Origin of the sequence: Ruegeria spongiae (assembly GCF_023502395.1) — a bacterium.
GTDB classification, from domain to species: domain Bacteria; phylum Pseudomonadota; class Alphaproteobacteria; order Rhodobacterales; family Rhodobacteraceae; genus Ruegeria_C; species Ruegeria_C spongiae.
The window spans coordinates 87,033-104,572 of sequence record NZ_JAMFMB010000017.1; the positions used below are offsets into that span (position 1 = coordinate 87,033).

Sequence of the window (17,540 nt, forward strand, 5' to 3'; positions counted from 1 at the left end):
TGCCAGAACCTGTCATTAGGTCACCCTAACCTGTCGCCATGTTCTGATGTGGAGTGCCCCGATGTTGATCCTGCTCACCTACCCCGCCGCGTTTGGCCAGTTCAGCGCCAGCCCGTTCTGCGTCAAGGCGGCCTATATGCTGCATCTGTCCGGGCAACGCTGGCAGCGCTCCGATCTGTTGAACCCGGGCAAGATGCCCCACCGCAAACTTCCGGTGCTGCGTACGCCTGAACGGCTCTTGCCCGACAGCGACGGCATCCGTGCCTGGCTTGAGGCGCAAGGTACCGATTTCGACGCCGGGCTGAGCGATGTGCAAAAGGGTCAGTCGCGCGCGTTGTGCCGGATGGCCGAGGACCACCTCTATTTCCACATCGTGCTGGACCGTTGGGGCAATGATCAGGTCTGGCCGATCCTGCGCGATGCTTTCTTCCATGAGGTTCCAGCACTGATCCGGGGACCGGTCTCGCGCGCGATCCGCAAATCGGTTCTGAAAGGGCTGGATAGCCAGGGGGTTTCGCGATTCTCCGAAACAGAGCGGCTGGACCGGGTCGAGCAGGATCTGCAGGCGATCAGTGCCTTTCTTGCGGACCGCCCGTTTCTGCTGGGCGAGGCCCCCAGTTCCGCCGATCTGAGTGTTGCGCCGATACTGGGGGCCATGCGCGCCACCCCTATCGACACGAAACTGCGCCTGCGCATTGCCAACGACCCGCTTCTTGCGGGATATGTGGATCGTGTGGATCAGACGATTGGCTTACCGTGACGCCGTTTCAATCCCCCAAGGTTGAGGATGCTTTTGCTGCCTTCCCCCCATCGGCGCAGGAAGGCCTGCTGCGCCTGCGCGAGATGATCTTTGACACGGCAGCGGCGCTGCCAGAGCCTGCGATGCTCAGCGAAGAGCTGAAATGGGGCCAACCCGCCTATCTGACGCGCAAAGGCACAACAATCCGGCTTGGCATCCCGAAACAGGCACATTTTGGAATGTTCGTGCATTGTCAGACGCGCTTGATTCCAGAGTTTTCCCAGACGTTTCCCGGTATCGACCGGATCGAAGGCACCCGCGCGGTGCTGTTTGACGACGCGAATGAAATCTCAACCGAACGGCATGGCTGGCTGATCGCCCGCGCGCTGACCTATCACGTCTGACGGCGTTTGCGGGTCAGTCTACGGTCCAGCTTGTCACGTTTCTTCTTGCCCTTGACCGCCTTGCGCCGCGCGCCACGACCAGCAGGCGCACGCGAACGCGGCATCGCCTGATCCTCGATCGACAGCAGCTCCAGTTCCAGCCCGCCGGTCACCGGTGTGGCTTGCGCCAGACGCACGCTCACCCGCTGACCGATGGCGATGATGAGCCCGGAATCCGAGCCCATCAGCGTTCCCGCCTCGCGATCGAAATGGAAAAACTCGCGCCCCAAAGAGCGCACCGGCACCAGCCCGTCCGCGCCGGTTTCATCCAGCTTCACGAAAGCCCCGAACCGCGCGATGCCGCTGATCCGACCGGTGAATTCATTGCCCACCCGCTCGCTCAGATACGCGGCCAGATAGCGGTCGGTAGTGTCGCGCTCGGCCATCATCGAGCGGCGCTCGGTATCCGAGATATGGTTGGCGGTCTCTTCCAGCCGGTCGATTTCATCGGGCTGCAACCCATCCTTGCCCCAGCCATGGGCGGTGATCAGCGAGCGGTGCACGATCAGGTCGGAATAGCGTCGGATCGGTGAGGTGAAATGCGCGTAGTTGCGCAGGGCCAGACCGAAATGGCCATAATTTTCAGGGCTGTAATAAGCCTGTGCCATCGACCTGAGGGTGCTGAGATTGATCAGTTCCGCATCCTCTGTTCCCGCGGCGGCGTTGAGCAGCGCGTTCAGATGCCGGGTCTGCAGCACCTGCCCCTTGGCCAGGTTCAACCCCGCCGCCTGCGCCGTTTCACGCAAGCTTTCCAGCTTTTCCGGGGCGGGTTCCTCATGCACCCGGAACAGCAGCGGTGAGCGTTTGGCAATCAGGGTTTCGGCTGCGGCCACATTGGCCAGAACCATGAACTCCTCGATCAGTTTGTGGGCATCCAGCCGGTCGCGGAAGGCCACACTTTCCACTTCGCCCTCATCGTTCAGCACGATCTTGCGCTCGGGCAGGTCCAGATCCAGCGGCTGGCGTGCCTTGCGCGCCGCAACCAGCGCCTTGTAGGCGGCATAGAGCGGTTTCAGAACTGGCTCCAACAGCGGACCGGTGCGGTCATTGGGGGTGCCGTCAATCGCGTCCTGCACCTCGGCGTAATGCAGCGAGGCGGCCGAGCGCATCAGGCCCCGCACGAATTTGTGCCCGATCTTGTTGCCCTCGGCGTCGATCTGCATCCGCACCGCCAGACAGGCGCGCGGGACGCCTTCGTGCAGCGAACACAGATCGCCCGAGAGCCGGTCGGGCAACATCGGCACAACCCGGTCGGGGAAATAGCTGGAATTGCCACGCTTGCGGGCCTCGCGGTCCAGCGCGCTGCCGGGCCGCACATAAGCTGCCACATCTGCAATCGCCACCCAGATCACATGGCCGCCGGGGTTCTTGGGGTCATCATCAACGTGGGCATAACAGGCATCGTCATGGTCGCGCGCATCCGCCGGGTCGATGGTCAGCAGCGGCATGTCGCGCAGGTCTTCGCGGCCGCTCAGACCCTCGGGCTTGGCCTTGTCAGCTTCGGCGATCACCGCATCGGGGAAATCATCGGGGATACCATGCTGATGGATGGCGATCAGCGACACCGCCTTGGGTGCGCTGGGATCGCCCAGACGTTCAACGATGCGCGCCCTGGGCAGGCCCAACCGTCCTTTTGGACCGGCCTGTTCGGCCTCGACCAACTCGCCATCCCTGGCGTTCAGCGTTGCGCCCTCGGAGACCAGCCAATCGGTGCCTGCGGCCTTGTCGATCGGCACGATCCGCCCGCCCTCGGCCTCTTTGCGAAAGACGCCCAGAACCCGGCGCGGGTTGGTGCCGATGCGGCGGATCAGGCGCGCCTCATAATTGTGGTCTTCTTCATGCACGACGCTCAGCCGCGCCAGAATGCGGTCGCCCTCGCCCAGCGCCGGATCCGAGGCGCGCAGGATCATCAGAACCACCGGCTCGACCCCTTCGCCATGCCATTCCAGTGGCTGGGCAAACAGATCGCCATCGTTATTCGGGGCTTTGACCTGCAACACGCTCACCGGAGGCAGCCGGTCGGGGTCGCGATAGGTCTTTTTGCGCTTTTCCAGATGGCCCTCGGCCTCAAGCTCTTTCAGCACGCGCTTGAGGTCGATCCGGTCAGACCCCTTGATGCCAAAGGCCTTGGCGATATCGCGTTTCGAGGTGAGGGTCGGGTTTGCCGAGATCCAGTCGAGGATCTCCTGCTTGGAAGGAATTCGCGTCATATCCTCGGCCTAGCACGGCCAGTTGACAACGTCATGGACAAAACGATCAGCCGGTCAGATCAGCCAAAACATCCACATCGCGCAAACTGTCGGTCAGGGCGATGCGCTGCCCCGGCAGCGTCGCCAGCGTGTCCTGTAACGCATCGGCGCTGGACCAGCGGACACCGTCAAAGACCGTAGGTGGTATTGCCGCCACTCGCCGCGCGCCCACCAGCCAGTAGCCGCCATCGGTGGCCGGGCCAAAGACCCAGTCCTGGCGGGCAAGCGCGCGGAAGGCGCGTGCGATATGGGCGCGATCTATGCCCGGAATATCGGCGCCGATCAGGCAAACCGGACCAATTGGCATCCCGCGCAACATCCGCCCCATCCGTGCCCCAAGGTCACCGTACCCCTGCGGTGCGCGCGGCAGATCGGCGGGCCAAACCCGGCTCTGCAACCCTTCGCGATCCGGAGACACCGCCAGCACGATCCGCCAGCGTGGGTCGCGCAGGCGGCGGATCAGGATGCGCGTCTGATGCCGGAACCACCAGGCCGCGCCGACCATGCCAATATCACGGCCCAACCGGGTTTTCACCCGGCCCGGTCGCGGTTCCTTGACCATGATGACCAATGTGGGTGTCACGAAAGCTCCATCACCATGATTCACATCGCAGCACACGGGGTGGGAAAATCATGCGAAATAGTCGCGCAAAATGCGCGCATAGACCTGCTTGAGCTGTTCTATCTGCGCAACCTCGACGCATTCATCCACCTGATGCATCGTGCGCCCGACCAGACCAAATTCGACCACCGGGCAATGATCCTTGATGAAACGCGCATCGGATGTGCCACCGGTGGTGGACAGAACCGGCACCATGCCGGTTTCCGCCTCGACCGCGCTTGCCACCAGATCGGAGAGCGCACCGGGCGGGGTCAGAAAGCTCTCGCCAGAGATTTTCACCCGCAGGTCGATAGCGACATCGAACTCTTTGGCCACATGATCTGCTTCGGATTGCAGCCACTCCGTCACGCTGACCCCGGAATGCAGGTCGTTGAAGCGGATATTCACCGCCGCGCCACCTTGCGCCGGGATCACATTTGTCGCCGGGTTGCCGGTGTCGATGGTGACGACCGCCAGGGTCGAGGCATCGAAATGATCGCTGCCCTGATCCATCTCATGCGACGCAAGCCGGTCGATCAGCCGCACCAGCGCCGGCAGAGGGTTCCTGGCCCGGTGCGGATAAGCGGCGTGCCCCTGCACGCCAGTCACGGTGAACCACGCGGTCATTGAGCCACGGCGACCGATCTTCATCATCTCGCCCATGTGGTCGGGGCAGGTCGGTTCGCCCACAAGACAGACAGACATCCGCTCGCCCGCTGCCGCCATGTGATCCAGCAGCGCCGTGGTGCCGTCAACCGCATCGCCCTCTTCGTCGCCGGTGATGGTCAGGATGACCGCACCATCCGGCGGCGTGCCTTGCACCAGATCAATCGCGGCAGCGGCAAAGGCTGCGACACCCGACTTCATATCCGTCGCGCCCCGGCCATAGAGCACACCACCCTTCACCTCGGCCCCAAAAGGCGACATGGTCCAGGCGGCCTCATCCCCCACGGGCACCACATCGGTATGGCCGTTGAAACCAAAGGTCCGGGCGTGACCCTTTTGCCCCCAGCGCGCAAAGAGGTTGCTGATCCCGCCGCGATCCACGCGCGTACAATCGAACCCTGCGGATGACAGCAGGTCATCCAGCAGTTTCAATGCCCCCCCCTCTGCGGGCGTGACCGAGGGGCATCGAATCAGATCGGCGGTGAGCTTTACGGCATCAGTGGTCATGGGGCCTCGGGGTCTGTGGGTTCATCCTGTTCGTGTCACAATTGTGACGAAAATGTCGCGCTGCCAACCCCAAAAAGCGGAAATCCGCTTATCAGAAACCCGACACCTGTGTTAACGAAAGGTTAATAAATGACCCGAGGCAGGGCACCGAGCACAAAAGCCGCAAAAGGCTGCTGACAGACGTAACCGCGCAAATGACGCGGCATGGATGTATTTTGCGCAGGCATGACCTGCGACGGCGCACTGCTTCCAAAATGACGGGTTTGGGCAGTAGATGGCGACCGGGGCAGAGCTCGACTATCAGACAAATGCCAGTGCACTGGCGATGGCGCAGGCAATCTTTGGCGACGGCGCGACCGTGGTCAGCGCCAGCTACACTGGCGACAACCGATCATCAGCCATCTACGGGAACGGTGACGCGCTGGCCCCCGGGGCCACGCCCGGCGACAGCGGTGTGATCCTGTCGACGGGGCGCGCCACCAGTTTCACACGATCCTCTGGCGACCCGAACGTGTCGACCCGGACCACCACCAATTCGAACGGCCCCAATAACGATCCCGATTTCAACGCGGCGGCTGGCACCAACACCTTTGACGCATCCTATCTGGATGTCTCGTTCATCCCGACCTCGGAATACATGACGATGCAGTTCGTGTTCTCGTCCGAGGAGTACCCAGAGTTCCAGAATTCGATCTATCAGGATTTCGTCGGGGTCTGGGTTAACGACGCACAGGTCGATCTGTCGATTTCCGGCGGAGAATCCGATCCAGGCAATATCAACAGCAATTCCAATCAAAACCTGTTTCTGGACAACAGTGGCGACGACTACAACACCGAGATGGACGGGCTGACGGTCACCCTGACGCTGACGATGAACGTCATCCCCGATCAGGTGAACACGATCCGCATCGGTATCGCGGATGTGGCCGACAACCGCTATGATTCCAACCTTCTGATCGCCGCCGACAGCGTACAGACCGAACTGGTGGCGATCTCGGATACGGTCAATGTGAACCCGGATGGGCGCAAAACCGTCGATGTTCTGACAAATGACCATAACCCCTCGGGCTCGACCCTGACGATCACCCATATCAACGGGCAGGCGGTCACCGCAAACAGCACGGTCTTGCTCAGCACCGGGCAGACCCTGCAACTCAACGCAAACGGTACAATCACCGTTTTTGGCGATGGTGATGTCGAGGACTTCAACTTTACCTACACGGTGACGAACGGCACCAATCAGGATGTCGGTTTTGTCAACGCCAGTTCTATTCCCTGCTTTGTCGCGGGCACGCTGATTGCCACGCCTGAGGGTGACATACCTGTTGAAACGCTGATCCCCGGCGATCTGGTGATGACCCGGGATGACGGACCGCAGCCACTCAGATGGACCGGCAGCCGCAAGATCGAAGCCGCTGGCAATCTGACCCCGATCCGTATCCGGGCAAACACCTTCGGCAGCCACGGCGATCTGATGGTCTCGCCCCAGCATCGCGTTCTTGTCCGCGATAGCCTGGCAGAGCTGCTGTTCGGCGAGGCCGAGGTTCTGGTCGCCGCGAAATATCTGGTTAACGGCCGGACGGTCACCCGGCTGCCTGACGGGGCGGTCACCTATGTCCACGTGATGTTCGACCGCCATCAGGTGATCTATTCCGAAGGCCTGCCGACCGAAAGCTTCCTGCCCGGCCCGCAGACCACCAACCTGTTCGAGCAACCCATGATCGATGAGATTTGCACCATTTTCCCGGAACTCGACCCGCAAACCGGCCTCGGCTACAGCACCGCCGCGCGCCGGACGTTGAAAGCCTATGAGGCACAATTGCTGATAGCCGCAGAGAGAGCCGCGTGACATGACTTGGATTGCACTTACCGACACCGAAACGCAGCTGTTCTCGACCGCCGGTCTGGGGGCCGACCCGACCGCGCCCGACCTGATCGGATGCGACGACGACGATCTGCTGGCCCGAGGCACGCTGGTGCTGGAAACCGGGCTGCCCGATACCGGTCAGGCCCATACCCTGTTTCACTACAGCCGCGAGGGCGACTGGCCCTTTCACCTGTCGGTTCAGGCGATCCCGGGTCGGGGGCTGATCTTTGTTCTCAATCAGGGCGGCACGGTGATCCACCAGACGATGACCCTGCCCGATACCGGGCGTATCGACCTGCTGCGCCTGTCCTATAGCTGGGACGCCCCGGCGCGCCGGGCGCAACTGGCGCTGGAACAGCATGACAGGGAACAGGTGCTGATACAGGACATCGCGGGCCCCTGCCCGCTGCGTTTCGGCGACCTGCACGCGCTGTTCCGGCACGGGCCGCACCGCTTTGCCGCGCCCGAGACCATCTTTGCTGCGCTGTCGGACACAGTCGAGCCCGTGGGCCCCCTGCCCTCGATGCATCCCGAAACGCCGATTGCCACGCCCATGGGCTATCGCCCGCTGCGCTCGCTGCGGCGCGGAGACACGGTGATCAACGCGCGTGGTGAGGTCGTGCCGGTGCTGCACCGCCTGGCTCGAACGGTGCCCGCGCGCGGCAGTTTCAGCCCCCTTTCCATCCGCAGCCCCTATTTCGGACTGGATCAGGACATCGTCGTGGCCCCGTCGCAGCGGCTGCTGCTATCGGGTACCGAGGTGGAGTATCTGTTCGGCAAGCATTCGGTTCTGGCCCTGGCCCATCACCTGACCCGAGGCCGCGCGGTGACACCGGTTCCCTGGGGGCCGCTGGTGACCTATTCACAATTGCTGCTGCCCGGTCATGAAGCTGTGCTTGCCGCTGGATCAGCGCTGGAAAGCCAGTTCATCGGCAGGCTGCACAACAAGCCACGCCTGCTGGCGGCCAGCCTGCTGTCCGGTCTGGAACGCAGTCGGCTACCCGACCACGGAGCCTCGGGCATTCCGGTCCTCGGCGCGTTCGACGCCCGCGTATTGGCCGAACGTCGCGCAGCCTGACCCGGCAACGCATCTTGTGCCAAACCCGTGACCTGCGCTAGGGAGCGCAGCAGCATAACCGTCTGGAATCAATGTTGCGGCATCTCTATATCTTTCTGTCTCTGATCGCGGGCCTCTGCGCGACGGCGGGCTCGGCACAAGAGCTTGACGTGTCGACCGTGACACGGCCGCCTTTTTCGATGGTCGAAGATGGCGGTCAGACCGGGTTTTCGATGGATATTCTGGCGGCACTGTCCGAGGATCTCGGCTGGAACTACGACGTGCAGCGCTATGACCAGTTCAGCGACATGCTGAGCGCGATCACCGATGGCACCGCCGATCTGGCCATCGCCAATATCTCGATCACCGCCCAGCGCGAAACGCTGATGGATTTCAGCCAGCCGATCTTTGAATCCGGGCTGCAGATCATGATTCCGGCAGACAAACAGGGATCCCCCTCGCTGATGCGCGCGCTGATGTCGCGCGAGCTGTTTCTGGCGATCGGTATCGCGTTTGCGCTTTTGCTGACGGGTGGCATGTTGATGTGGTATTTCGAACGCCGCGCGCAGCCCTATTTCGACCGCAAGATCAACGACGCCTGGTTTCCGTCGTTCTGGTGGGCGCTGAACCTCGTGGTCAATGGCGGGTTCGAGGAACGGGTGCCGCGCACCGCCTTCGGCAAGGTCTTTGGCGTGATCCTGGTGATCTCGTCGCTGTTCGTTGTGTCGGTCTTCACCGCCCGGATCACTTCGGTCATGACAATCGAGGCGATCACCAATTCGGTCAATTCCGTCAACGACCTTTACGGCAGGCGGATTGCCACGATCCAGGGATCAACCGCTGCAGCCTTTCTGGACCGCCGCGATTTGAGCTACACCAGCTATGACGGGCTTGACCCGCTGATTGCATCGTTTGAGGCCGGAGAGATCGACGCCGTCGTTTTTGACGCCCCGATCCTGTCCTATTACACAAGCCACGAGGGCAAGGGCATCGGGATCGTGACCGGAGCGGTATTCTTGCGGGAAAATTATGGCATCGCCTTCCCCACCGGCTCGCCGCTGGTCGAAGAGGTCAATCAGGCGCTGTTGACCCTGCGCGAGAACGGCACATACGACACCATCTACCGCAAGTGGTTCGGGTCACGGAACTGACGCGGCGCGTCAGCCTTCCTTGCTCACGTCATCAAAAAACGGCGTCATCTGAGCGACGATCACCGCATTTTCCTCAAGCGCGCGTTGCATCAGATCGCGCTCCTCATCGCTGATCTCGTGCCCTTCGGCCTCGCGCTCGGCTAATGTGCCATAACCGGTCACATCCAAGGGCGCGGTATCCGCCTGCTTCAGGATCGCCACCGTCTCGCGCACCGCCTCCGCTTCGTCCACACCGCTGGCAAAACACATCAGTGCCGCCCCCGAGGCCCCATCGGGCAGACCATCGCCCTCCTTGCGTCCGATCTGAACGACAAGGGTATAGACCTGCTGGCGGGAGGGCTTTTTTGTCTTTTCCATGCGGCGGGCCATAGCCGGGCTCCCCGACGGGGTCAAGCCGGGCATTAAATCGCGCGAGATTGCCGATAATGTCAATCTTTAGGCTTAACAGGTCAAGCCTTGAGGGTCTGTCATGCTGTATCGCCTTCCGAATGCTATCAACCCCGCCCTTTCGACCATGGAGCATGCAATGACAATCCGCACCCTTCGCCAAGGCGAGCATGAAATCATCGGCAAAATCACAGGCGCGGCCTTTGCCGACGACCCGGTGTACGATTTTCTGATGGGCAGTCAGGCAGCGATCATCGCTTACACCACCTTCATGGCGAAGAAGCTATATCTGGAACGGGGCTTTGGCCACATCGCAGAGGACAACTCGGCTGGGTCCCTGTGGCTGCCCGCAGGCGTTTCGGGCCACCTCTCGTTTCTGCAAACGCTTCCGATTACTCCTGCGCTCATTCGTCATTGCGGGTTGCGGCGCGTTCTTCGGGCCCTTCCGGCCGGCGACGAGTTTGATCGGCACAAGCCAAAACACCCCTTCTTTTATCTTTTCGTGATCGGAGTCCTTACCGAGGGGCGAGGCAAAGGCCTGGGGGGCAAGTTGATGGAAGCCGGGCTGGAGATGGCGGATCAGGCAGGCATGCCCGTTTACCTGGAAAACAGCAAAGAAGAGAACATGAGGTTCTATCAACGCTACGGCTTTGAACAGATCGGCGAGTGCTATCCGGTTCCAGGTTGCCCGGTAGAGCGCCTGATGCTTCGCCCCGCGCAATAATTGCGAACCTATCGGCATCCAAAACAACACAATACACCAAACAACAGGACCGTATCATGAAACCAACCAAGTGGATCGTACTGGGCGCTTTTGCCTTTCAACTCTGCGTCACGCATATCTTGTGGTTCAACTTTGTGCCGCTCACCTCGCTGCTGCAGGAAACCTATGGCGTGGATGAACTGACGGCCTCGCTGCAGGTTCTGGTTTTCCCGCTATTCTACGTGATTTTCACCTTGCACGCGGGCGTTCTGGTGGACCGCTGGGGCTACAAGAAGCTGCTCCGGCTGGCGGCTTCGATCATGACGTTGTTTGCCTTCTGCCGTATCTATACCGAAAGTTTCTGGTTTCTGTTTCTGGCGCAATCGGCCATTGCCATCTCGCAGCCCTATATCATCAACGCCATTTCCAAAGTGGTCGCTGATTGGTTCGAACCCGAGCACAACGCCATGGCAACCGGCCTAGCCTCGATGGGGATGTTCCTGGGCATGGCAGTCGGTGCGGCGATCACACCAATGGTGGTGAGCGAGTTCGGCCTGTCCTTCAGCATGGGGATCTTTGCGGTTCTCAGCCTCGTCAGCACACTGATCTACTTTGTGGCAGTTGACGAGCGTGGCGACGGTGCCGGCAATGAGTCCGCAGGGTTCCGCGAATACATTGAGGTTCTGCAGCACAAAAACATCCGCTACATGGCTCTGTTTTCGTTCATGGCCCTTGGCGCGTTCAACGGGTTGACCCTCTGGCTCGAGGCGATTCTGGGGCAGTATGGCATTTCGGTCGATGATGCCGGATTGGTGGCTGGGCTTATCATTATCGGTGGTATTTTGGGGGCCGTCGTCATCCCGGCGATGTCCGACCGGACGATGCGCAGGAAACCGTTCCTCATGGTCTGTTCGCTGATTGGCGGCCTATTGGTCTATCCGCTTTGCTTCACGGCAAACCTTGGCCCGCTTTATGGCTATGCATTCACGCTGGGCTTCTTCTTCCTGGCCTGTCTTCCTGTGATGCTCAGCTTCGCCGAGGAACAGGTGGGCAAAGGCAAGGCAGGTGCCGCGACGGGCCTTCTGTTCCTGTGCGGGAATTCCGGCGGCATCATCGCGATCCCCCTGATGTCGATGATGAACGGGGACAGCGGCACCTGGAACAACGCGGCATACTTCACGGTTGCCTTGCTGCTTCTGGCATCGTTCAGCACGTTCGGGCTGAAAGACCTCAAAATCCGAGCCGGTGCAAAAGGGAAGGCCTGACGTCACGGGCCATTGGCTGCCGATTTTACGGTAAGCACGCAAACGAAAAAGGCCGCTGCAGGATCGCAGCGGCCTTGTTTTTTCAGGAACAAGCGCCCGTTCAGTCCCGCAGCAACTCGTTGATGCCGGTTTTCGACCGGGTCTTTTCATCCACCCGCTTCACGATCACTGCACAATAGAGGCTGATGTTGTTCTTCGACGGCATTGAGCCTGCGACCACGACCGAATAGGGCGGCACCTCGCCATAGGTGACCTCGCCGGTTTCGCGATCCACGATCTTGGTGGACTTGCCGATGAACACGCCCATGCCAAGGACCGAGCCTTCGCGCACGATGCAGCCTTCGACCACTTCCGAGCGTGCACCGATAAAACAATTATCCTCGATGATGGTCGGCCCGGCCTGCATCGGCTCCAGCACGCCGCCGATACCGACGCCGCCCGAGAGGTGCACGTTCTTGCCGATCTGCGCGCAGGACCCCACGGTGGCCCAGGTATCGACCATGGTGCCCTCGTCCACATAAGCGCCGAGGTTCACGAAGGACGGCATCAGCACCACGCCCGGCGCGATAAAGGCGGATTTGCGCACCACGCAGTTGGGCACCGCGCGGAAGCCCGCGTCACGCCACTGGTTGTCGCCCCAGCCTGCGAACTTGCTGTCGACCTTGTCCCACCAGCCGCCGTTTTGCGGCCCGCCCTGCTGCTGTTCCATGTCCTTGATGCGGAAGCCCAGAAGAACCGCCTTCTTGGCCCATTGGTTCACGTGCCAGGACCCGTCGCCCTGCTTCTCGGCCACGCGCAGAGAACCGCTGTCGAGCGCGTTCAGCGTATCCTCGATCGCTTCGCGCTGTTCACCGGTGGTGGCCGGGGTGATGGTATCGCGCGCGTCCCACGCGGCTTCGATGGCCGTTTCCAGTTGCGTGTTGGACATCTGCTTGCTCCCTGCAATATCTGGTCATGTCGGTGTCGCCTATATGCAAACGGCAGCCATTGCGCAATGCGACGTGACACCGGCGCTTTGCGTCAGTCACGGGTCAGTCACGGGTCAGGGCGCCGATCAGCTCGAACATATCGTGGTCCTGTCCGGTTCCGGCATTCGGCGCCGTCAGCAATACGTCGCCATAGAAAATCGAATTCGCCCCGGCCAGAAAACACAACACCTGCTCTGCCGCCGAGAAATCCGAGCGTCCGGCGGACAGCCTGACACGGGTTTTCGGCATGATGATCCGGGCGGTGGCAACCATCCGCACCAGATCGAAGATGCCGACTTTCTGACGATGCGCCAGCGGCGTGCCCTCGATCGGGATCAGCGCGTTGATCGGCACGCTTTCGGGGTGCGGATCGAACCCGGCAAGCACCTGCAGCATCGACGCCCGGTCGTGGGTGCTTTCGCCCATCCCGATGATGCCACCGCAGCACAGGTCGATCCCTGCATCGCGACAATGCGACAGCGTTTCCAGGCGGTCCTGATAGGTGCGCGTTCCGATGATTTCGGCGTAGAATTCCGGCGATGTATCGAGGTTGTGATTATAGGCCGTCAGACCCGCATCCGCCAGTTGTTGGGCCTGATGCGGTTGCAGCATTCCCAGCGTGACGCAGGCCTCCATCCCCAGATCCCGCACGCCTGAGACCATCTCGAGCACGTTGTCGAATTCCTGACCATCGCGCACTTGCCGCCAGGCTGCACCCATGCAGAACCGTTCGGCACCCGCAGCTTTTGCCCGCTTTGCAAGCGACAGCACATGCGCCGGGTTCATCAGCTTTTCCTTGGTCAGATCCACTTCGCGGTGATGCGCCGATTGCGGACAATAGGCGCAATCCTCGGGGCAGCCGCCGGTCTTGATCGACAGCAAGCTGGCTTTCTGGATGTCCTCGGGATCATGATGCGCCCGGTGTATCGCATTGGCTTGACCAACGAGGTCCAGCAAGGGGAGACGCAGCAGCGCCTCCACCTCGTCGACCGTCCAGTCGCTGCGCAGTACCCTGGTGCCGTCAAGCATCGGATCGGCTTCCACGAATGTGCGCGCGCAGCCCGGAGGGCAGGCCCAGTACAACAACACTGGCCAGCACGATCTTGACCAGATCCCCGGCGATGAACGGTGTGAACCCATAGGCCAGCAGCTTGTCCCCCGGCACGAATTGCGCCAGCCAGCCAAGGCCAAGCGCATAGATCATCGCAAGGCCCACCAGCATCGCAGGCCAAAGGAACAGCTTGCGCAGGTGATCAGCAGCCCAACCCACGATGACGGCCGCGACGACAAAGCCCAGCAGGTATCCCCCTGTGCCACCAACCATATAGGCCAGTCCGACGCCTTTTTCGGGCGTTCCGGCAAAGACCGGGAAACCAAGGGCACCCACCATCAGATAACCCAGCACGGTCGCGGTTCCCAACCGCAGGCCATAGGCGGCGGCAAGCGCCATGACAGCAGCAACCTGCAGGGTCATCGGGACCGGCCAGAACGGAACCTGAACCTTTGCGCTGAGGGTCAGCAGCAACACACCTGCGACGACGCGCAGGGCCTGTCCGGGCAGGCCGACCGAGCCAACCGCCGGAAGCGCGGAAGATTGGGGCAGTTTCATGGGCTTTCCTTTTATAGATAAAAATTCTTACTTTCTACTGTTTTTGAAATTTTTATCGATAAAGAGTCAAGCCACTTGTTGCCACACCCCTGAAACACGGTGAGGGTCAGAGCATTCGGCGGATGTGTCGCGCGAGAATGCCACTGGCGGCCACTGCGTTCCGACCCTTCAGCGCCTGAAGGATGGCAGCGTGATCTGCATCGGTTCGCTGCACCCACTTCCGTTGCCATTGGGCAAAGAAATGGCGGGCGCTTGCGATGTGCAGATCGTCAATCGCATGCAGCAGGCGCGGCATGGCGCACGGGGTGAGGATGACACGGTGAAAAACCCGGTTCCGTGCCTCCCAGGTGGGCATGTCCTCGGCGGCATCACATTGTGCAAGCGCCTCTGCTGCAAGTCTGATATCTCGTGGCGTGAGGCTTTGAACCGCATGCTGCAGTGCAAGCGTTTCCAGTGCCACGCGCATTTCGATCACCTCGCGCATTTCTGACGGATCGAGCGCGGCGACACGCATGCCGCGTCTCGGCTCGCTAACCGCCAACCCATGCGCCTCAAGCCGCAACAGTGCTTCGCGCACCGGAACATGGCTGGTCTCATGGGCGCGCGCTATGTGGTCCTGTCGCAGCTTCTCGCCCGCTGGCAGGGCACCAGTGATGATCTGCTGGCTGAGGCTTTCGTAAATCGAGTCGGCAATTGTCGCTGTCATGGATTATAGATAAAATCTGCCTCGACCGCACTCAAGCGGAATTGTCCGGGTTGAGCGGGTCGGGCGCGATATTTGCACCGCAGACCAGAACCGCCAGTCTTTCACCAGGCTCCGGGCGATAGGCGCCCGACATCAGCGCAGCCAGCGCGGTGGCCCCCGCTGGTTCAACCAGAATGCGCCGTTCTTGCCAAAGCGCGGTCTGCGCGGACCGGATCGCCGTATCCGTGACCAGCACGGTTTGCGTTCCGCGCCGCGTCGCAAGATCGAAGCAGATCTCGCCAATCCGTCGCGCCCCCAGCGCATTGGCGGCGATGCCCGAAACCTCGACATCCACCGGATGACCGGCCACGCGCGCGGCATGCAACGCGCAAGAGGTTTCCGGCTCGACCGCCACCACCTTGCGCGCGCCCTGCAACCAGGCCAGTGCGCCCGCTATAAGACCGCCACCGCCAACCGCGATCAGAATGGTGTCAGCCTGCAGTCCCTGCCGCTCCCATTCGCGGATCAGCGTGCCCTGCCCCGCAACCGTAGCCGGCGCGTCATAGGCGTGGATCTGCATCGCGCCCGAACGCGCCTCATGCTGTTGCGCCATTGTCAGGGCATTGGCGTATTCACCGGGCACCACCGTCAGGTCTGCGCCGATACGCTCGATCAGAGCTATCTTGGAGGGGCCCGCCAGTTCCGGTACGAAAATATGCACGGGATACCCCAGAGCCCGCGCGCCATAGGCCGCTGCAGCGCCATGATTGCCGCCCGAAGCCGCAACCACACCCGCCGCTGGAACCTCACTACCGAGCAACGTGTTGAAGGCGCCGCGCGCCTTGAAACTACCGGTATGCTGAAACTGCTCAAGCTTCATCTCGACCGGATGGTCCAACCCGAACCCCCCGCAGCGCATCACCGGCGTTTCCACCACATGCCCGGCGATCCGGCCCGCTGCCGCCTCGATTTCCTGCGTCCACCCCATTGTCATCATCCCGTCACTGGCGCTCTGGTCGCGAACCCTATAGCTGTTGGGCAGACACGCAAGCCGGGACAAGACACCGCAATGAAAGAAGATCACCGCCTGAGCCCTTTCCGGGACGCCCATACCGACCGCAGCACCGCAAGCGAGGTGCCGGACACGCCGCAGACACGCTCGCCCGCCTATAGGCTGGCCTTTGCGGATGAGGAATTCCTGTGCCGCGAAGAGCTGCGCCCGGTGCGGTTGCAGCTTGAGCTTTTGAAGCCGCAGTTGATGCTGGACGAACACGGCATCACCTCGACCATTGTGATGTTTGGCGGCGCGCGTATTCCCGAACCGTCCAAAAAACACACCGCGCGCACCCAGACATTGGCGGATCTGTCGGAGTTCTATGACGAGGCGCGCGAGTTTGCCCGGCTGATGACCGAGAAGTCCAAGCAAAGCGGTTGCCGCGAGAACGTGATCGTCACCGGCGGCGGCCCCGGCGTGATGGAGGCCGGCAACCGCGGCGCCGAAGATGCGGGCGGTTGCTCCATCGGGCTCAACATCGTGCTGCCGCATGAGCAGGCACCCAACCTGCATGTAACGCCGGAGCTGGCCTTCAACTTCCACTATTTTGCGATCCGCAAGATGCATTTCCTGATGCGCGCCCGCGCCATCACCATCTTCCCCGGCGGGTTCGGCACGATGGACGAATTATTCGAGGCGCTGACCCTGATCCAGACCGGGCGCATGGACCGGGTTCCGTTCCTGCTGTTCGGGCGCACCTTCTGGGAAAAGGTCATCAACTGGGAGGCACTGGCGGACGCAGGCACGATCTCGGACGAGGATCTCGACCTATTCCGATTTGTGGACACGGCGCAGGACGCGGTGGACCTGATCGAAAGCTGGGAACCCGCCCCACCCCGCGATGACATCCCCGGTCGCTGAACCACAGCTGACCCAACCCCCTGATCCGGGCTGTTTAGGTGTAGAATCCGTTCCTGTTTCTTTCTGTTGATTTGTTTGCGGTCAAGGCCTGCTGAGCGGAGCCCTTGCGGAACTCAAGTGAAGCAGGCCGGGTGGCGCGGGTGAGATTGGCGAAGACGGCCCGAGCCAGTCCGCCAAGCGATGTGTGTGGTCTCTGGGTGTTGTAATCAATCCTCCAAGTTTCGATGATCTTCCGTGCCTCAGCGAGGTTGCCGAAGATGTGTTCGTTCAAGCGTTCGTCCCGGAGCATGCCGTTGAATGTCTCCACAAAGGCGTTCTGCATTGGCTTTCCCGGTGCGATGTAATGCCAGCCGACGCCGGTAGCAGCTTCGCCACAGCGCGCGTTGCGTTTCCACCACACTCCGAGTTGCTTCCGTAGTGATTCCAGCGGGTGAAGTACAACGTAAGCGTTGCATACAGTCCCGCACTAGATGTTCAGTCCCGGCATCTGGTGGATCGGGTCAACAATGAATCTGTCTGACTCTGAAGTCCAGATTTTGCAGATGTATTCGTAGGGCGTGAGACCGCCGAGCGTCTTGAGGCGACGGGCGTAATTATGGCGGCGAAAGGGGCTCAAGGTTCCAATGAAACAACCCAAGAAGGCACGGCTCTGGCTGAACCCTCTCGGGACATTGCTGCGCAATGCCCTGGCGGGCAGTGGAAGGGTCATGTGTCCGGCTGCAGAGGTT

General features: G+C 61.4%; 17 protein-coding genes and 2 pseudogenes. 8 read left to right on the forward strand and 11 right to left on the reverse strand.

The window, feature by feature from the left end; translation table 11 throughout:
* Window positions 1–61: 61 nt before the first annotated feature.
* Both M3P21_RS14205 and M3P21_RS14210 read left to right on the forward strand, forming a co-directional pair.
* Window positions 62–760 (forward strand): glutathione S-transferase family protein, encoded by a 699-nt coding sequence (locus M3P21_RS14205; protein WP_249710793.1) that lies wholly within the window; start codon window positions 62–64, stop codon window positions 758–760.
* A complete protein-coding gene (locus M3P21_RS14210; protein ID WP_249710794.1) occupies window positions 757–1,143 on the forward strand; it encodes a DUF1801 domain-containing protein in 387 nt (128 codons plus the stop codon). The genes M3P21_RS14205 and M3P21_RS14210 overlap by 4 nt, the downstream gene beginning before the upstream one ends.
* On the opposite strand, the gene rnr is transcribed toward M3P21_RS14210, so the two are convergent.
* Genes rnr through dapE form a run of 3 tightly spaced genes read right to left on the reverse strand, consistent with a single transcriptional unit; the run spans window position 1,134 to window position 5,205 of the window.
* Window positions 1,134–3,392 carry a ribonuclease R gene (rnr, locus tag M3P21_RS14215; protein WP_249710795.1) on the reverse strand — a complete coding sequence of 753 codons (2,259 nt, stop codon included), beginning with the start codon at window positions 3,390–3,392 and terminating at the stop codon, window positions 1,134–1,136. The genes M3P21_RS14210 and rnr overlap by 10 nt on opposite strands.
* Window positions 3,393–3,438: 46 nt before the next feature.
* Entirely contained in the window at window positions 3,439–4,014 is a 576-nt protein-coding gene (locus tag M3P21_RS14220; protein ID WP_249710796.1) for a TIGR04282 family arsenosugar biosynthesis glycosyltransferase, read from the reverse strand.
* Between the two features lie 48 nt (window positions 4,015–4,062).
* On the reverse strand, window positions 4,063–5,205 hold the full coding sequence (dapE, locus tag M3P21_RS14225; RefSeq protein WP_249710799.1) for a succinyl-diaminopimelate desuccinylase: 1,143 nt from the start codon (window positions 5,203–5,205) through the stop codon (window positions 4,063–4,065).
* A 274-nt stretch (window positions 5,206–5,479) separates the two neighbouring features.
* Between dapE and M3P21_RS14230 the strand changes: the two genes are divergently transcribed.
* The 3 genes from M3P21_RS14230 (at window position 5,480) to M3P21_RS14240 (ending at window position 9,280) form a co-directional block, all read left to right on the forward strand.
* The gene (locus M3P21_RS14230; RefSeq protein WP_249710800.1) at window positions 5,480–7,054 is read left to right on the forward strand and encodes a Hint domain-containing protein; all 1,575 of its coding nucleotides are present in this window, start codon (window positions 5,480–5,482) and stop codon (window positions 7,052–7,054) included.
* Between the two features lies 1 nt (window position 7,055).
* Window positions 7,056–8,150: a Hint domain-containing protein gene (locus M3P21_RS14235; RefSeq protein ID WP_249710801.1), complete on the forward strand. Its 1,095-nt coding sequence runs from the start codon at window positions 7,056–7,058 to the stop codon at window positions 8,148–8,150.
* Between the two features lie 71 nt (window positions 8,151–8,221).
* Window positions 8,222–9,280 (forward strand): transporter substrate-binding domain-containing protein, encoded by a 1,059-nt coding sequence (locus M3P21_RS14240; protein WP_249710802.1) that lies wholly within the window; start codon window positions 8,222–8,224, stop codon window positions 9,278–9,280.
* Window positions 9,281–9,289: 9 nt separating this feature from the next.
* Here the strand turns inward: M3P21_RS14240 and M3P21_RS14245 are convergent, their stop codons facing one another.
* Window positions 9,290–9,637: a DUF8846 family protein gene (locus M3P21_RS14245; protein WP_373320025.1), complete on the reverse strand. Its 348-nt coding sequence runs from the start codon at window positions 9,635–9,637 to the stop codon at window positions 9,290–9,292.
* A 169-nt stretch (window positions 9,638–9,806) separates the two neighbouring features.
* On the opposite strand from M3P21_RS14245, the gene M3P21_RS14250 reads away from it, so the two are divergent.
* Both M3P21_RS14250 and M3P21_RS14255 read left to right on the forward strand, forming a co-directional pair.
* Window positions 9,807–10,391: a GNAT family N-acetyltransferase gene (locus M3P21_RS14250; protein WP_249710804.1), complete on the forward strand. Its 585-nt coding sequence runs from the start codon at window positions 9,807–9,809 to the stop codon at window positions 10,389–10,391.
* Window positions 10,392–10,447: 56 nt separating this feature from the next.
* Window positions 10,448–11,635 (forward strand): MFS transporter, encoded by a 1,188-nt coding sequence (locus M3P21_RS14255; RefSeq protein ID WP_249710805.1) that lies wholly within the window; start codon window positions 10,448–10,450, stop codon window positions 11,633–11,635.
* Between the two features lie 100 nt (window positions 11,636–11,735).
* On the opposite strand, the gene dapD is transcribed toward M3P21_RS14255, so the two are convergent.
* From dapD to M3P21_RS14280, 5 genes are all read right to left on the reverse strand, one after another.
* Window positions 11,736–12,563: a 2,3,4,5-tetrahydropyridine-2,6-dicarboxylate N-succinyltransferase gene (gene dapD / locus M3P21_RS14260; RefSeq protein WP_249710806.1), complete on the reverse strand. Its 828-nt coding sequence runs from the start codon at window positions 12,561–12,563 to the stop codon at window positions 11,736–11,738.
* Window positions 12,564–12,666: 103 nt separating this feature from the next.
* Entirely contained in the window at window positions 12,667–13,632 is a 966-nt protein-coding gene (gene bioB / locus M3P21_RS14265) for a biotin synthase BioB (protein ID WP_249710807.1), read from the reverse strand.
* Complete coding sequence (locus M3P21_RS14270; RefSeq protein WP_249710809.1) at window positions 13,625–14,212, reverse strand: biotin transporter BioY; 588 nt, start codon at window positions 14,210–14,212, stop codon at window positions 13,625–13,627. Before M3P21_RS14270 ends, bioB begins: the two co-directional genes overlap by 8 nt.
* Before the next feature lie 106 nt (window positions 14,213–14,318).
* Window positions 14,319–14,918 (reverse strand): GntR family transcriptional regulator, encoded by a 600-nt coding sequence (locus M3P21_RS14275; protein ID WP_249710811.1) that lies wholly within the window; start codon window positions 14,916–14,918, stop codon window positions 14,319–14,321.
* A 31-nt stretch (window positions 14,919–14,949) separates the two neighbouring features.
* Window positions 14,950–15,885: a threonine/serine dehydratase gene (locus M3P21_RS14280; protein ID WP_249710813.1), complete on the reverse strand. Its 936-nt coding sequence runs from the start codon at window positions 15,883–15,885 to the stop codon at window positions 14,950–14,952.
* A gap of 81 nt (window positions 15,886–15,966) precedes the next feature.
* Between M3P21_RS14280 and M3P21_RS14285 the strand changes: the two genes are divergently transcribed.
* On the forward strand, window positions 15,967–16,812 hold the full coding sequence (locus tag M3P21_RS14285) for an LOG family protein (protein ID WP_249710814.1): 846 nt from the start codon (window positions 15,967–15,969) through the stop codon (window positions 16,810–16,812).
* 34 nt (window positions 16,813–16,846) lie between these two features.
* Here M3P21_RS14285 and M3P21_RS14290 read toward each other — a convergent pair.
* Window positions 16,847–17,167, reverse strand: a pseudogene (locus tag M3P21_RS14290) (integrase core domain-containing protein); the annotation flags it as partial.
* A 111-nt stretch (window positions 17,168–17,278) separates the two neighbouring features.
* A pseudogene (locus tag M3P21_RS14295) lies at window positions 17,279–17,540 on the reverse strand (hypothetical protein); the annotation flags it as partial.

Excerpts from the sequence above, each read along its gene's own strand:
- M3P21_RS14240 (WP_249710802.1), top strand. The coding sequence starts at position 8,222 with ATGTTGCGGCATCTCTATATCTTTCTGTCTCTGATCGCGGGCCTCTGC.
- M3P21_RS14235 (WP_249710801.1), top strand. The coding sequence starts at position 7,056 with ATGACTTGGATTGCACTTACCGACACCGAAACGCAGCTGTTCTCGACC.
- M3P21_RS14280 (WP_249710813.1), bottom strand. The coding sequence starts at position 15,885 with ATGGGGTGGACGCAGGAAATCGAGGCGGCAGCGGGCCGGATCGCCGGG.
- M3P21_RS14230 (WP_249710800.1), top strand. The coding sequence starts at position 5,480 with ATGGCGACCGGGGCAGAGCTCGACTATCAGACAAATGCCAGTGCACTG.
- M3P21_RS14245 (WP_373320025.1), bottom strand. The coding sequence starts at position 9,637 with ATGGAAAAGACAAAAAAGCCCTCCCGCCAGCAGGTCTATACCCTTGTC.
- M3P21_RS14205 (WP_249710793.1), top strand. The coding sequence starts at position 62 with ATGTTGATCCTGCTCACCTACCCCGCCGCGTTTGGCCAGTTCAGCGCC.
- M3P21_RS14250 (WP_249710804.1), top strand. The coding sequence starts at position 9,807 with ATGACAATCCGCACCCTTCGCCAAGGCGAGCATGAAATCATCGGCAAA.
- M3P21_RS14285 (WP_249710814.1), top strand. The coding sequence starts at position 15,967 with ATGAAAGAAGATCACCGCCTGAGCCCTTTCCGGGACGCCCATACCGAC.
- M3P21_RS14270 (WP_249710809.1), bottom strand. The coding sequence starts at position 14,212 with ATGAAACTGCCCCAATCTTCCGCGCTTCCGGCGGTTGGCTCGGTCGGC.
- M3P21_RS14255 (WP_249710805.1), top strand. The coding sequence starts at position 10,448 with ATGAAACCAACCAAGTGGATCGTACTGGGCGCTTTTGCCTTTCAACTC.
- dapD (WP_249710806.1), bottom strand. The coding sequence starts at position 12,563 with ATGTCCAACACGCAACTGGAAACGGCCATCGAAGCCGCGTGGGACGCG.
- rnr (WP_249710795.1), bottom strand. The coding sequence starts at position 3,392 with ATGACGCGAATTCCTTCCAAGCAGGAGATCCTCGACTGGATCTCGGCA.
- M3P21_RS14275 (WP_249710811.1), bottom strand. The coding sequence starts at position 14,918 with ATGACAGCGACAATTGCCGACTCGATTTACGAAAGCCTCAGCCAGCAG.
- dapE (WP_249710799.1), bottom strand. The coding sequence starts at position 5,205 with ATGACCACTGATGCCGTAAAGCTCACCGCCGATCTGATTCGATGCCCC.
- bioB (WP_249710807.1), bottom strand. The coding sequence starts at position 13,632 with ATGCTTGACGGCACCAGGGTACTGCGCAGCGACTGGACGGTCGACGAG.